Here is a 14,840-nt window from a genome sequence, read left to right as displayed (position 1 = left end):
TATGACATGAAAACACAAGTCGCTCTTGTGACAGGCGCAGCCGGCGGAATCGGATTTGAAATCGCAAAGGAATTCGCCCGGGAAGGCGCCGAAGTCATTATTTCAGATGTAAATCAAAAAGCGTGCGGGGAGGCCGCCGCCAAGCTGAACGAGGAAGGCTTTAATATCACGGGCATTCCATGTGACGTAACAAAGGAAGAGCAAATCGCTGATATCGTCCATACTATCAAGACCCGATACGGACGTTTGGATACTTTGGTGAATAACGCAGGCATGCAGCATGTCGCGCCGATTGAAGAGTTTCCGACAGAACGGTTTGAACAGCTTATTCGCGTCATGCTGACCGCGCCATTTATTGCGATGAAGCATGTCTTTCCCCTTATGAAAAAACAGCAGTTCGGCAGGATCATCAATATCGCGTCTGTGAACGGACTGGTGGGGTTTGCAGGAAAAGCCGCTTATAACAGCGCAAAGCATGGCGTCATTGGGCTGACAAAGGTGGGAGCGCTGGAAGGCGCGCCCCACGGGATTACGGTGAATGCACTCTGCCCGGGATATGTGGACACACAGCTTGTCCGCAATCAGCTGAGCGATCTTTCTAAAACAAGAAATGTTCCCTATGAATCGGTTCTGGAAGAGGTGATTTTTCCGCTTGTTCCGCAAAAACGTCTTCTATCGGTTAAAGAAATTGCTGATTATGCCGTATTTTTGGCGAGTGAAAAGGCGAAAGGCGTCACAGGCCAGGCGGTCGTGCTGGATGGAGGCTATACAGCTCAATAATAGATTCTTGTATTCATAGGAGGCTCTCGTTTATCATAAGGGTGAAAGCGATTACAAAGTGACGGGAGCGACAGGGAGATGAAACATTCTATTAAAAGATTACCCTTTGAATGGCTGGATGAAATCATCAACCTTGCGGCGGAATGTATTGTTGTGGTTGATCATGAGGGGAACATTCTCTATATCAATCCGGCATACTGTGACTTTCTGAAAAAAACAGAGAACGAAGCGATAGGAAAACCCGTTCAGGACGTGATTGAAAATTCGAGAATGCATATCGTGGCGAAGACGGGGCAGACAGAGGCCGCCGCTATTCATCCGATTAATGGCAGCGAAATGATCGCCAACCGGTATCCGCTCTATGTGAACCAGCAGCTTGTCGGAGCGGTCGGAACCGTTATGTTTCGCAATCCGCAGGAATGGATGGATTATTCAAGAAAAATTAAACCCATCCTCAATGAACTCAATTATTATAAAAATAGATACGAAAAAGAGCTTTTCAGTAAATATCACTTTGGCGACTTGATTGGAAACAGCCCTCTCTTTATGGACGCGAAACGGCTGGCTGAACGGGTATCTGACAGCCAATCGGCCGTTTTGCTTTTAGGAGAATCCGGCACGGGAAAAGAGCTGTTTGCCCACGCCATCCATCAGAACAGCCGCCGCCGGTATGCTCCCTTTCTGCGCGTCAACTGCGCTTCGATCCCGGAGCAATTGTTTGAATCAGAAATGTTCGGATACGAAGACGGAGCGTTTACGGGGGCGAAAAAAGGCGGGAAAAAAGGAAAATTTGAACTCGCGCATCAAGGAACCATTTTCCTTGATGAAGTAGGTGATATGCCGCTGCATATGCAAAGCAAAATCCTTCGCGTCCTGCAGGAGAAAGAGATAGAGCGGGTCGGCGCAGGAAGCCCGGTCCCGATAGATGTACGAGTGATTGCGGCGACACACCGAAACCTCGAAAAAATGGTCCGGGAAGGAGACTTCCGGCAAGACCTCTATTACCGATTGAATGTAATCAAAATTCAAATCCCGTCCCTAAGAGAGCGCATAGAGGATGTTGTGCCCATCGCAGGGCTTCTATTAAAAAAACTTGAACGGAAATTTGGCTTTGATGGCTTGGAGCTTTCTAAAGAAGCGATTGCAGTGCTTCAGAGCTATTCTTGGCCGGGCAACATACGTGAACTGGAAAACGTCCTAGAACGGGCTGTCAACGTCCTCGACGGCAAACGAATCGAACCGAAACACCTGAATCTCGCTCCTGAAGATCAACCCATCCAAAGAACAATCAAAGTCCGAGAATATCAATCGATACAGCCATTAAAAGAGACAATCGCTGAGGCGGAAAAAAACGCGATCATCGAGGCGCTTGCCGCAGCAGACGGCAATAAAATAATGGCAGCAAAGCTATTAGGCATAGGAAAAACAAGCTTATATGAAAAATGCAAAGCCTATCAAATTGAGCAGGCATAAAAAACACACTTGTCCCGCCAAGGAATCAAGTGTGTTTTTCTGTTCTTTATTTCCAAACATCGTTAGCGATCTCAACAACATGGCGCAGCTTCGCCCATTGCTGTTCCTCGGTCAGCTTGTTGCCTTCCTCAGTCGAAGCGAACCCGCATTGCGGACTCAGGCACAGCTGGTCTAAGCTGACATAACGTGACGCTTCTTCAATACGGCGTTTCACGTCGTCCGGATGTTCAAGCTCACCGAATTTAGATGTAACTAAACCGAGAACAAGCTGAAGATCAGTGCGTTTCACATAACGGAGCGGTTCGAATCCGCCTGAGCGTGAATCATCATACTCTAAGAAAAGCCCGTCCAGATTCAAGCCGTCAAAAATGGTTTCGGCCGCCGCATCATAACCGCCTTCAGCTGTCCAAGTGGACTGAAAGTTGCCGCGGCAGATATGCATGGTGATTGTCATATCATCCGGACGGTCAGCAATGGCGTCATTGATCGACTTCGCAAACAGTTGGCGAAGCTCGTCAGGCGTTGTTCCGAATGCTTCCACTTGTTTTAAGCCTTTTTCAGATAAGAAAACAGCCCATGCTGTATCATCAAGCTGGAGGTAGCGGCAGCCTCTGTCATAAAACGCTTGAATTGCTTTCTTATATGCTTTTGATACATCATGCTGGAAAAGAGCATAATCGTTCCTGTAGGCATCCTTTTCCAGTCTCCCTCGGAAAAATAGCATATTCGGACTCGGAATTGTCATTTTTGGCGTGGCATCACCAGCGATGCCATGTAAAAATGAGTAATCTTCGAGCATGGGGTGATCTGAGAAATCAATATCGCCCGTCACTTTGATGCCGCGTGCTTTTGTCTGCACATTATGGAACTGGATACCCTGTTCAGGTATAAACGGCTCAACGCCATCCAGATTTTCCAGGAAATCAAAATGCCACCACGCTCTGCGGAATTCTCCGTCTGTCACGACGTTCAGGCCGGTTTCCTTTTGTTTTTCCACAATGCGGATGATTTCATCGTTTTCAATCTGGCGAAGCTGTTCGGCAGTCATTTCGCCGGCCGCCTTTTGCAGCCGCGCTTTTTTGACGGGCTCAGATCTCAGCAGGCTTCCGACTTGATCCGCGCGAAACGGCGGTTTTTTTCTCTGAAGCGATTGTTTTTGTTCTGCGGGTGTTGTTTGCTGTGACATGTTGTCCATTCCTTCTTTCCATTCGAATATAAAAAAGCTCTTCCTCTGGATAAGGAAGAGCTTGCGTGAACAATCTCAACCTTATCTACAAGAGCACAAATCTGCTCTAAAGGATTTAGCACCATTCTGTGTAAAACAGCGGTTGCCGGGTATCGCAGGGCCAGTCCCTCCACCTCTCTTGATAAGGAAAACCTTTTTATTAAATTTTCTGATAGTATCTATTATTCACACATTTTTCGCTTCTGTCAACGATAGATTATGTCCACACATCATTGGCAATGTCGACCACATGACGGAGCTTCGCCCATTGCTGCTCCTCAGTCAGAAGGTTTCCTTCTTCTGTAGAAGCGAAACCGCACTGCGGGCTTAAGCAAAGCTGATCTAAGCTGACAAAGCGCGCAGCTTCATTGATTCGGCGTTTGACATCCTCTGGATCTTCAAGCTCTCCGTATTTGGATGTAATCAAGCCCAAGACAATCTGCAGATCCTTGCGTTTGACAAAGCGAAGCGGGTCAAAGTTTCCGGAGCGGTCATCATCGTATTCCAGGAACAAGCCATCAAGGTTTAAACCGTCAAGAATCGTTTCCGCTACAGCGTCATAGCCTCCTGATGCGGCCCAAGTCGAGCGGAAGTTGCCGCGGCAGATGTGCATCGTAACCGTTAGGTCATCAGGACGGTCCGCCACTGCATCGTTAATTGTTTTGGCAAACAACGCAGGCAATGTTTCCGGATCACCGCCGAGGGCACGGACAACCTCTCTGCCTTTTTCTTCAAAGAAGAGAGACCAAGACGTATCATCGAGCTGAAGATAGCGGCAGCCCGCATCATAGAAAGCGGTAATCGCTTTTTTGTACGTCTGGGCCAGGTCATGAAAATATTCCTCCTGATCGGGATATACGCCTTGATCAGCTTTTTCACCGAAAAACAGCATATTTGGACTTGGAATCGTCAATTTTGCTGTCGCATCTCCGGCAATGCTGTGTAAAAATTGATAATCGGCAAGCGCCGGATGGCTGGTGAAATCCAGTTTTCCTGTGACTTTAATGCTGCGGGCTTTTGTTTTCGCATGATGGAATTGAATCCCTTCGGCCGGAATGAAGGGTTCTACACCATCAAGCCCTTCAAGAAAATCGTAATGCCACCAAGAACGGCGGAACTCTCCGTCAGTTACGACGTTTAGGCCGATTTCCTTTTGCTTTTCGACAATGCGGGTAATTTCTTTATTTTCAATATCACGAAGCTGTTCTGCCGTGATCTCGCCGGCAGCTTGTTTTTGCCGCGCCTCTTTTACTGGTGCGGATCGTAATAAACTGCCGACATGATCGGCGCGGAAAGGAGCTTTCTTCTGTTTTTCTGATTTCTGTGCTGCGAGGTTTACTTGCTGAGCCATATCATTCGCCTCTTTTCTAAAATGTTTGCTGCATGAAAAAAGCTCTTCCTTTGTGTAAGGAAGAGCTTGAACGATCAAATCTCTGCCTCATCTGCAAGAACGCGATGTTCTTAAGGATTTAGCACCATTCTGTGTAAAACAGCGGTTGCCGGGTATCATAGGGCCAGTCCCTCCACCTCTCTTGATAAGGTAAATCTACATATTGAGTTTTCAATTATCTTAATATTATTAGTTTTGCATGAATTGTCAACAGTTTTTTAGAAGATTGGCTTATCTTCATCGTCAACCAATACCATATCCAGCACAATCGCGATGGCTGTGCAAATCAGCACATCTTCTCATGTGCAATCTGCAGGCGATACGTATCACCCCAGCTGAGCTGCTTTTTGCTGACAGACATTCGCACATTCTGGCCGTCCGTCAGCTGGAATTTGTCCTTCCATCAATCACAGTCGATTTCCCAATTCAGTTTGGTAATTTCAAATTTCGGTTTGAATAACGTTAATTTCTTCATCACCTCACAAACCGTTTCTCCCCCGATAGAAATGACATAACGGGGCAAAAAAGACATGGGCTTCTGCTCAATGGAAGCGAGCGTTTCTCCAGAGGAATCTGTTATGTGTAGCGAGTCTCCGAATGAAAACAATCGGCTCTCCACCTTGAATTTCTCTTGTTCATTCTGACCATAAATGTGAAAAGCATTTTTAAACGAAAAGATCCGTTGTTTCAACAATCATTCGATCATTACTGAAGTCTAGTTTCAGGAATAACGAAAAGGCTGCATATCTGCAGCCTTTTCATTTATAAGGTATGTCTTAGGAAAGATGCATCCGGCGTTTTTGGCGGATGGCGTCAAGGTCGATTAGGTTGTTATGATGAGGAACGGGTGCAGGCAGAGGGCTTGTCTTTTGCGGTTTTCGTCTATTGTCTTTGCTGAATGAAAAGAGAAGATAGCCACATAATGCGATGATAATAAATAAGATCATTTTACATACCTCCCAAAAAAAGTTTTGGTATTCTCTATTGTACGGATAAAACGTCTAAAAGTATTCAAAAAATTCTAAATCTAATAATAATAAATGCGTGTCCCTCAAAAATCCTTTTCGTTGATGACCTGAAAATAGTCTTGCATTAAGCTAGTGTTTTTTCTTTTGATTGGTTCTATAGTTACTATCGACGTTAAAATGAATTCCTTTATATAACTTTTAACCTAAATTTCTGTAATCCAAATTAACTATATATGGATAATGTGTTCTTCTTTGTTTGATATATACCCTATTTTGAGGAATTGAACACAAAAAACCCAAATTTCGGAGCATTTGGGCGGGAATTTGGAATGGATGCCTGATTTGAGGGGAGTCTGGCGAAGGGTCAGAAAAAGCGTTTGAACATTCTTCTAATCTTTTTAAATGGGTTTGATCGTTTTGTTTGCATTTTGAGCGGGCGCGTAATCATCCATTTTTTGAACAGGCTTTTTGCGGCAATTGTATTCTTCATCTTTGCATTTCCTCCTCATCCGTTGATAGTTGTTTTACGGACAGAGCTTTTAAAACGTTTCATTTTCACGCAAAAAACCAGTCCTTTTTTGGACTGGTTTTTCAGCTTACGCCTGTTCTTCAAACAGTTTTGCAATTTCAACGATAACGTTTACGGCTTTGACCATGTTGTCGGCAGAAATATATTCAAATTTGCCATGGAAGTTTTCCCCGCCGGTAAAGATGTTCGGCGTCGGGAGTCCCATGTAAGAAAGCTGCGAGCCGTCCGTGCCGCCGCGGATTGGAGAGATTTTCGGTTCGATGCCGAGGTTTTCCATTGCTTGTTTGGCAATGTGGACGATTTCGATGACAGGCTCAATTTTTTCTCTCATGTTGTAGTATTGATCGTTCATATCAAGCTGAATGCGATTTTGTCCGTATTCGTTTTGGAGCTCTTCAACGATGCGCTGCATGGTTTTTTTTCTGTTTTGGAAGATGTCTTTGTCAAAGTCTCTGATAATGTAGTTGAGCCTGGTCTCTTCTACGTCTCCCTGAATGGAAAGCAGGTGGTTGAAGCCTTCGTAGCCCTCTGTATATTCAGGTGCCTCATCTGCCGGCAGCATGCTGTTCAGCTTCATTGCGATTTTTGCAGAGTTGATCATTTTGCCCTTTGCCGTGCCGGGATGTACATTGTTGCCTTTGATCGTGATTTTCGCTGCGGCAGCATTGAAGCTTTCATATTCAAGCTCACCGAGCGGGCCGCCGTCAACAGTATAGGCAAAGGAGGCATTGAACCGCGCAACATCAAATTTGTGCGGGCCCCTGCCGATTTCTTCATCAGGTGTAAATGCAACTCTAATGGTGCCGTGCTTGATTTCAGGGTGTTTGATGAGATAATCCATGGCAGTCATGATTTCAGCGATGCCAGCCTTATTGTCAGCGCCAAGAAGGGTTGTGCCGTCAGTGGTGATCAGAGTGTGTCCTTTGTAGCCCGACAGTTCAGGGAATTGATCAGGCGATAGGATGACCTGCAGCTTTTCATTGAGCGTGATGTCTTTTCCATCGTAGCTTTCAACGATTTGCGGATTGACATTTTTGCCGGTAAAGTCTGTGGCGGTATCAACGTGGGCGAGAAAGCCGATTGTCGGCACGTCTTTGTCAGTATTGGAAGGAAGAGTCGCCATGACATAGCCGTTTTCATCAATGGCTGCGTCTTCCATGCCGATTGACTTTAATTCCTCAACAAGCATGTTTCCTAACGTCAATTGGCCGGGTGTGGAAGGGCAGGTGTCGACTGATTCATCTGACTGCGTGTCGACCTTTACGTATGTAGTAAACCGTTCAATGATGTCTTCTTTCATTTCCAATCATCTCCTTTGTCTTATTCTATCATGCCGAGATGAGAGATTTCTATTTCACAATGCCGTTTCGAATGGCAAAAACGACTGCCTGTGTCCGGTCTTGGGCATTGGATTTTTGCAGAATTCGATGCACGTGGGTTTTGACGGTGCTTTCGCTGACAAAAAGCTTGTCGGCAATTTCCTCATTTCTCAAGCCATAGGCCATTTGCTGAAGTACCTCGAGTTCTCTTTTGGTAAACGGTTCAGTCAGTTTTTCAGTATAAGACTTTTGCTTTGCACGGAATGTCTCACTGATGATTTTAGCGGCTGTGACTGTGCGGAAAATCGCTTCGCCTCTGGAGGCAGCCCGAATGGCGTCTATCAGTTCTTCAGGAAGCGTGTCCTTCAGCAGGTAGCCGACAGCGCCGGCGCGAATGCCTTCAAATACGTATTCTTCAGTGTCAAAGGTCGTTAAAATGACGATTTTTGTATCCGGGAGGGCGGACATGATGTCCTTGGCCGCTTCGATGCCTGAGCATGACGGCATTTGGACATCCATTAAGATGACGTCAGGTTTTGTTTTCTTAGCGAGGTCAATGATTTCATGACCGTCGCCGGCCTCACCGGAAACAGCCATATCCGGCTGAGCGTTGATGACATAGCGGAAGCCCTCACGCACAAGCGGCTGATCATCCGCAAGTGCGACGCGTATTTTATGATTGTTCATCTCTTTGCTCCTTATTCGTTGTTGTAAGCGGCAATGACAGCTCAATTTGCAGGCCGCTCGGCTGAACAGCTTTAACAGAAAGGGAACCGCCTGCTTTTTCGGCGCGCTCTTTCATCCCTGACAGCCCGAACCCGAAAGTGAGATTGCCGGTGAATTGTCCGTCGTCGGTGATTTTCACATGGAGATGGGTCTCATCGTTACAAAAGACGACAGCTATACGGGAAGCGTTGGCGTGACGGATGGTATTTGTCAGTGCTTCCTGCAAGACACGGTAGATCGTCTCGCTTATGTTCTGGGGCCAAGATTCTTCCTGCAGAACGGAGGTGTCTAATGAAATGGATAAGCCGCTACGCTCCTCCACTTGATGGATAAGGCCCCGTAAAGCGGAAAGACCTACCATTGATTCACTTCGGCCCATTTGGTGAACGACAGACCGTACTTCCTGAAGACATTCTCTGGCGACAGTCAGTACATTTTGTATGACTTTTTCTGAATCCTCCTTGCTGCTTTTCAGGATATAAGGGAGAGACTGAAGCTGGACGATCACAGAGGTTAGCTCATGGCCGATGCTGTCGTGTATGTCCCGCGCGATTCTCGTTCTCTCCTCAAGCACAGCGTATCTCAAGGAAAGAACAGAAGCCTCCTGTAACTCAGTATGCGCTTTCTGAAGTTCTTCGTGAGCTTGCTCCAGCTGTACATGCATGTTTGCCAATTCAGCATGATTTCGTTCTGCCTCTCTTCTCGCTTCGCGTCTAAAGCGCATTGAGGAGAAGAATACGTACAGTCCGATCATGATAGAGATGTTGCCAATGATGGTATTCAAGTTTCCTCCGTTTGAGGATAGTAATAATATGTTGCCTCCAATTAAACATGCTGTAAATATCAAGGAAAGCCGTGAAGGGAGCCTAAAGGCTGCATAAATCATTAAAAATACAATCAAAAAATAGGCGGCTCCCTGCTCTTGGCCAGAAACAGCCCAAAGGAAAACGGTCAGGAGCCAAAGTCCGATGAATATGCCCAAATTGACAGCAGCGGATGCCACATAGGAAATGATCCACACGAATGCTAAGTAAACCGCAAACACAAACGCTAACAAAATAGGATCAGCTTTGGATGGGTGAGATAAAAATTGTAAGCCATTCAAAATGAGAATAAGGCTCGGCACAAGTTTCTTGTAGTGCCGAGCCGAAGATTGTCGGTTCATGCGGGTCCTTCTTTCAGTTATTGAATCGATACTTTGCCTGCGGTCAGCCGTCTGTATGCTTTGTAAAGCATGATGTTACGGGCTGTGATGGTACCGAGGGGAATGAAGAACATAGAATGAATAATAGCAATAAAAAGCTCGTTGCTCTCAGGCAGCCATATTCTCGCAGCCATGCGCAAAGAAAGTATCACTAAAATGAGAATAACACTTCCAAGAGAGCCGCGTGAAGTGACCTTTCCGGTTTCTGGGTGAATCCGCACATTTACCATCTTCCCGATGCCAAATCCGCAGGCCAGCCCGATCAGTAATAACATACCGCTGATCGCCGCGTGTAAAACGGAATGAAAATATGCCGGCTGAAATGATGCTGATACGCCCCATAAAAGAAGAAACGGAATGATCAGCAGTTTCCCGGGCTTTACAGTTCTTTCTCGATACATCGATAAAATAATAAGAATAAATACAATAAAAATATATGGGCTCATCGCCATGTCATCAAATCCTTTCTGCCATAAGTATAACGATTCTAGGAAAAGAAAACGTCAATCGGCAGATTGATTTTAGACCTGTTCGGACTGCATGAAGTCCTGCAGCATGGCGTGAAAATGCTGAATGTCCTCACTATTCCTTTTCCACATCATAAATGTCCGGGACGCCGGCAATTCAAGATGCGGCGGCGTGTTTACAGCCATCAGCTTTTTTTCGTCCTCTTCCTGTTTAATGATGTAGGTGGGGAGGAAAGAGGCACCCATTCCCGCTTTTATCATATGAACAGCCGTATCAGTCTGCCCGACAGCCATCGTTTGAATATGCGGGTAATGTGAATGGATGCGGTCCAAAAAGGCATCCCCATATGACGGATGATCATGCGTTAGCAGCCGATAGCGGCTGAAGATAGATGCAGCATCCGCAGGCCTGCTTTTTTGAAAAGGAGCAGCCAGACACAGCGTACCTTCGCATATGTGCTGATAATAAAGAGTGCCGGAGTTCGGGTCTTTTCGCGACAAACCAATATCAGCTTCATTGTGTTCTACCGCTAGTTTGATATCGTCAGATTCAGCTACATGAGTTGAAAGCTCGACATGCGGATGTTTTTGGATATAGGCGGGCAGAAAGCGAGGCAATATATAGGACGCGATATAGGGGTGTACGGCTAGTGTAAGTGCCCGGCTGTACCCCTGCTTCCATTGGCTGACTTTGTGCTTTCCGGCTTGGTATGCATTGATCATTTCTTTGGCATAAGGCAAAAACAGCCTGCCTTCGTCAGTCAGGACAACCCTTCTTCCGCTATGCAAAAACAGCTGCATGTCCAGTTCATCTTCCAATTTCCTCATATGTTGAGAAACAGCCGGCTGCGTGAGATAAAGACGCTCAGCCGTTTCCCTGAAGTTTTCTGATTCCGCTGCGGAAATAAACGTTTGCAGCCATTTTAAATCCATGAAATACCTCCTTCACTGCTAATTGATAACAAATTGTTAATTGAAAATGCGTATTTGCTTATCACTGATTATACTTCCATTCGTTTAGTATACCTATAGAACGAAAAAATGGAGAGAGGGAATCACATGAACATATACGTAGAAGCAAATCCTTATTTACATGACAAATACTCAAAATATGCAGATGAAAAATATAAGAGAGACGGGAATCCATTTGTATCCTTTCCGATTCGTTTTGAGGAAGTCCCGCTTGGTGCAAAGACGCTCGCACTGACTTTCATCGACCATGACGCCATTCCCGTATGCGGATTCAGCTGGATTCACTGGATAGCGGCGAACATCCCAGCACACATCGGAGAGCTTCCTGAACATGCGAGTGAGGAAAGACAGGACTTGATGATACAGGGGCAAAACAGCTTTGCTTCAGCGCTTGCGGGAAGCATCAATCCAAAGGTGATTCACCAGTATTGCGGGCCGACGCCGCCTGACGAGGATCATACATATACGCTGACGGTCTATGCTTTGGATGCTGAACTAAATCTTCAGCAGGGCTTTTATATGAATCAGCTCTACCAAGACATGAAAGAACGCATTCTCGCTGAGGCCTCTATTGAATTGCTGGCAAGGGTTTAGGGCAGAAAATATGAAGAAACGATTAATAAACGATTAAACTTCATGAAAATGGATGTAGACCAGTTCTAAACACTATATAATAATAGCAGGTCATTTTTTAGGAGGGTTTACATCATGGCAATACTTGTTACAGGCGGCGCCGGATACATCGGAAGTCACACATGTGTGGAGTTATTGAACAGCGGCTATGAGATTGTCGTTCTTGATAATCTGTCCAACAGCTCAGCTGAGGCGCTGAACCGCGTCAAGGAGATTACGGGAAAAGAATTAACGTTCTATGAAGCGGATCTATTGGATCGGGAAGCGGTAGATTCGGTTTTTGCGGAAAATGAAATTGAAGCTGTGATTCATTTTGCGGGATTAAAAGCAGTCGGTGAATCTGTTGCAATTCCGCTCAAATATTATCATAACAACCTCACGGGAACGTTTATTTTATGTGAGGTCATGGAGAAATACGGCGTCAAGAAAATCGTGTTCAGTTCATCTGCGACAGTATACGGCGTTCCGGAAACATCACCGATTACGGAGGACTTTCCATTAGGCGCGACAAATCCTTATGGACAGACAAAGCTCATGCTTGAACAAATATTGCGTGACTTGCATACAGCCGACAATGAGTGGAGTGTTGCCCTGCTGCGCTATTTTAATCCGTTCGGCGCACATCCAAGTGGACGAATCGGTGAAGATCCGAATGGCATCCCAAATAACCTCATGCCGTATGTGGCGCAGGTAGCCGTCGGCAAGCTGGAGCAATTAAGCGTATTCGGAAATGATTATCCGACCAAAGATGGGACAGGCGTACGCGATTATATTCATGTCGTCGATCTCGCAGAAGGCCACGTCAAAGCGCTTGAAAAAGTATTGAACTCCACTGGAGCAGATGCATACAACCTCGGAACAGGCACAGGCTACAGTGTGCTTGAAATGGTCAAAGCCTTTGAAAAAGTGTCAGGGAAAGAGGTTCCGTATCGATTTGCGGACCGCCGCCCTGGAGACATTGCAACCTGCTTCGCAGATCCTGCAAAAGCCAAGCGGGAACTGGGCTGGGAAGCAAAAAGAGGCCTTGAGGAAATGTGTGCCGATTCTTGGAGATGGCAGTCTTCTAATGTGAATGGGTATAAGAGTCTGGAATAAGAATGGAGGCCTTCTCAACAGAGAAGGCCTTTTTTTAAGAAAAAGGGTGCCTGTTAAGGCACCCTACTCTACTATTATTTGATTTTTACAATAACATCATTGCTGAATTTGAGTTTCCAAGTTCCTTTTGCATAAGCTTCCTTGTCAACTTCAAATGCTTTTACACCTGTTACTTTAATATTAGGATTTAGATCACTCAAAATTTTAGAGTTATCAACTTTTGTCTCAGTTGCATAGTTTACAGAAGCATCAATATCAGAATCATAAGAAGTGCCATCGGCATCAACTAATTTAACAGTTGGAATTGAAAAAGAACTTATTGGCTTTTTAGATACGTTTTTAATTGTATATTGAACAGCTACAATAGTGCCTCCATCAGAAGCTTTCTTTTCAACATATTGAGTACCGACAGTATCTCTGTCCTCTACCTTCGTAACTGTCACTTCAGTTTTCTCAGTCTTAACAGTATCACCGATATTGTATGTTTTTTCAGTTTCTGCTTTGCTGCTGCTTGATGTTTTGGAAGTGGCTTCTGAACCGCCTCCGCCGCCAATGTTAGCAATAATAATGATGACAACAACTGCGAGAATAAATGTAATAATTTTATGTCTCATAAAAAAGTTACGCTGATCTTTACCACAGTTAGGACATTTTTTTACACCTTTTGCAATTTCTTGACCGCAAGCTTTACAAGGAACTAGTTTTCCTGCCATTATATTTCCTCCTATGTCATTAAAATACACAAAACATATGTACTATAATGCCTATATTATTTCACTTAGTCAATACAAAATTATGAATTTATTATATTATTTATCATTCATAGTTATATTTTCTTGTGAAAATACATGCTTATTTTCTTATCGTCTATATCACACATATGTTAATAGCTAAATTGTATTTTCTTGAATTTTCACTTGTATATAAATCTCCGCAAATACCCCTTGAACCAATTTGCTCAGTCCCTTATAATGCTAATATTGGAAAGTGAAAAGGATATACTAAAACATTGGTTTTCTAGGGTTCCGCAATGCATATTGGCCTGTGACCGAGAGAAAACACATAACAGCCTGGCTGTTATGACACGGTGGGATAAAAGCCCAGGAGTTTCTGCTCTTTTGCGAGAGCGTACTCCTGGGTTTTTTTGTTGATACGATCTGAAGGAGGAGTTTGTGATGAAAAAGAAAATGCTTGATGTGCTGATGCTTGTGATTGGCGCTTTTTTCTTCGCGCTTGCTGTGAATTTATTCGCGATTCCCAATGACCTTGGGGAAGGCGGCGTTACGGGGATTACGCTGATTTTGTACTATGTGTTTCAATGGTCTCCCGGGGTGACAAACTTTATATTAAACGCTTTTCTGCTATTGATCGGATATAAATTTCTCGACGGGAAAACTACGGTTTATACGATTATCGCCGTGGCAGCAAACTCGCTTTTTCTGCATTTGACTCACGGGTGGAGCACACCGTCTGATGAGCTGATCATTAACACGATTTTCGCAGGAGTGTTTGCGGGTGTCGGGATCGGTATGATCATTCGGGTCGGCGGCACAACAGCCGGTTCGGCCATTCTGGCCAGAATCGCCAATAAATATTTAGATTGGAATATCAGTTACGCGTTGCTCTTTTTTGATTTAATTGTCGTCTTCAGCTCTTATTTTATTATTGGTGTGGAAAACATGATGTTTACGATTGTGATGCTATATATCGGAACGAAAGTGATGGACTTTATTATTGAAGGACTGAATACAAAAAAAGCAATTACCGTCATTTCGGAAAATAAAGGTGAAATTGCCGAGCAGGTCAATACGCTGATGGATCGGGGCGTCACCATTTTATCAGGTAAGGGAAACTATACCGGCCAGTCAAAAGAGATTTTGTACATCGTCATTAACAAACAGGAGCTTTCTATGCTGAAGAAAATCATCAGAAGCTGTGACAAAAAAGCATTTGTGATTGTCCATGACGTGCGCGATGTGTTTGGTGAAGGGTTTGTGGATATTTCAAAATAAGGAGATCCCTCTGCGCAGCTGCAGAGGGATTTATTTGTTTAGAATGG

Annotated in this window: 14 protein-coding genes, 2 pseudogenes and 3 riboswitches; of the genes and pseudogenes, 5 read left to right on the top strand and 11 right to left on the bottom strand. The window is 44.8% G+C overall.

What is annotated here, in order from left to right:
- Window positions 1-6 precede the first annotated feature (6 nt).
- A complete protein-coding gene (locus V6D42_RS13735; RefSeq protein ID WP_326191407.1) occupies window positions 7-780 on the top strand; it encodes a 3-hydroxybutyrate dehydrogenase in 774 nt (257 codons plus the stop codon).
- 78 nt (window positions 781-858) lie between these two features.
- Window positions 859-2,253, top strand: a complete 1,395-nt coding sequence (locus V6D42_RS13730) for a sigma-54 interaction domain-containing protein (protein WP_333513579.1) — start codon at window positions 859-861, stop codon at window positions 2,251-2,253.
- Between the two features lie 46 nt (window positions 2,254-2,299).
- Here the strand turns inward: V6D42_RS13730 and V6D42_RS13725 are convergent, their stop codons facing one another.
- The 10 genes and pseudogenes from V6D42_RS13725 to V6D42_RS13680 form a co-directional block, all read right to left on the bottom strand.
- Window positions 2,300-3,439: a 5-methyltetrahydropteroyltriglutamate--homocysteine S-methyltransferase gene (locus tag V6D42_RS13725; RefSeq protein ID WP_333513578.1), complete on the bottom strand. Its 1,140-nt coding sequence runs from the start codon at window positions 3,437-3,439 to the stop codon at window positions 2,300-2,302.
- A 78-nt stretch (window positions 3,440-3,517) separates the two neighbouring features.
- Window positions 3,518-3,627, bottom strand: a riboswitch (SAM riboswitch).
- Between the two features lie 68 nt (window positions 3,628-3,695).
- The gene (locus V6D42_RS13720) at window positions 3,696-4,829 is read right to left on the bottom strand and encodes a 5-methyltetrahydropteroyltriglutamate--homocysteine S-methyltransferase (protein ID WP_333513577.1); all 1,134 of its coding nucleotides are present in this window, start codon (window positions 4,827-4,829) and stop codon (window positions 3,696-3,698) included.
- Between the two features lie 84 nt (window positions 4,830-4,913).
- A riboswitch (SAM riboswitch) is annotated at window positions 4,914-5,020 on the bottom strand.
- A 66-nt stretch (window positions 5,021-5,086) separates the two neighbouring features.
- A pseudogene (locus V6D42_RS13715) lies at window positions 5,087-5,562 on the bottom strand (LURP-one-related/scramblase family protein).
- 82 nt (window positions 5,563-5,644) lie between these two features.
- Window positions 5,645-5,923, bottom strand: a pseudogene (locus tag V6D42_RS13710) (hypothetical protein).
- A gap of 277 nt (window positions 5,924-6,200) precedes the next feature.
- On the bottom strand, window positions 6,201-6,326 hold the full coding sequence (locus tag V6D42_RS13705; protein ID WP_333513576.1) for a hypothetical protein: 126 nt from the start codon (window positions 6,324-6,326) through the stop codon (window positions 6,201-6,203).
- 106 nt (window positions 6,327-6,432) lie between these two features.
- On the bottom strand, window positions 6,433-7,665 hold the full coding sequence (gene pepT / locus V6D42_RS13700) for a peptidase T (protein ID WP_333513575.1): 1,233 nt from the start codon (window positions 7,663-7,665) through the stop codon (window positions 6,433-6,435).
- Window positions 7,666-7,714: 49 nt separating this feature from the next.
- A complete protein-coding gene (locus V6D42_RS13695) occupies window positions 7,715-8,371 on the bottom strand; it encodes a response regulator transcription factor (RefSeq protein ID WP_333513574.1) in 657 nt (218 codons plus the stop codon).
- Window positions 8,358-9,575, bottom strand: coding sequence for a sensor histidine kinase (locus V6D42_RS13690; RefSeq protein WP_333513573.1), 1,218 nt, complete (start codon window positions 9,573-9,575; stop codon window positions 8,358-8,360). The genes V6D42_RS13695 and V6D42_RS13690 overlap by 14 nt, the downstream gene beginning before the upstream one ends.
- 17 nt (window positions 9,576-9,592) lie before the next feature.
- Window positions 9,593-10,066: a DUF1453 domain-containing protein gene (locus V6D42_RS13685; protein WP_333513572.1), complete on the bottom strand. Its 474-nt coding sequence runs from the start codon at window positions 10,064-10,066 to the stop codon at window positions 9,593-9,595.
- 69 nt (window positions 10,067-10,135) lie between these two features.
- Window positions 10,136-11,014 carry a LysR family transcriptional regulator gene (locus V6D42_RS13680; RefSeq protein ID WP_333513571.1) on the bottom strand — a complete coding sequence of 293 codons (879 nt, stop codon included), beginning with the start codon at window positions 11,012-11,014 and terminating at the stop codon, window positions 10,136-10,138.
- A gap of 126 nt (window positions 11,015-11,140) precedes the next feature.
- Between V6D42_RS13680 and V6D42_RS13675 the strand changes: the two genes are divergently transcribed.
- Entirely contained in the window at window positions 11,141-11,647 is a 507-nt protein-coding gene (locus V6D42_RS13675; protein ID WP_333513570.1) for a YbhB/YbcL family Raf kinase inhibitor-like protein, read from the top strand.
- Between the two features lie 114 nt (window positions 11,648-11,761).
- Complete coding sequence (galE, locus tag V6D42_RS13670; protein WP_326204772.1) at window positions 11,762-12,781, top strand: UDP-glucose 4-epimerase GalE; 1,020 nt, start codon at window positions 11,762-11,764, stop codon at window positions 12,779-12,781.
- Between the two features lie 74 nt (window positions 12,782-12,855).
- Here the strand turns inward: galE and V6D42_RS13665 are convergent, their stop codons facing one another.
- Window positions 12,856-13,395: a DUF4352 domain-containing protein gene (locus V6D42_RS13665; RefSeq protein WP_136975890.1), complete on the bottom strand. Its 540-nt coding sequence runs from the start codon at window positions 13,393-13,395 to the stop codon at window positions 12,856-12,858.
- A 392-nt stretch (window positions 13,396-13,787) separates the two neighbouring features.
- Window positions 13,788-13,890, top strand: a riboswitch (guanidine-I (ykkC/yxkD leader).
- 66 nt (window positions 13,891-13,956) lie between these two features.
- On the opposite strand from V6D42_RS13665, the gene V6D42_RS13660 reads away from it, so the two are divergent.
- Window positions 13,957-14,793, top strand: a complete 837-nt coding sequence (locus tag V6D42_RS13660; protein ID WP_168749119.1) for a YitT family protein — start codon at window positions 13,957-13,959, stop codon at window positions 14,791-14,793.
- The last annotated feature ends 47 nt before the right edge of the window (window positions 14,794-14,840 follow it).

Origin of the sequence: Bacillus sp. 0909A (assembly GCF_036765115.1) — a bacterium.
In the GTDB taxonomy this organism is placed as follows: Bacteria; Bacillota; Bacilli; order Bacillales; family Bacillaceae; genus Bacillus; species Bacillus mojavensis.
This window is presented reverse-complemented; position numbering and strand designations above follow the sequence as displayed.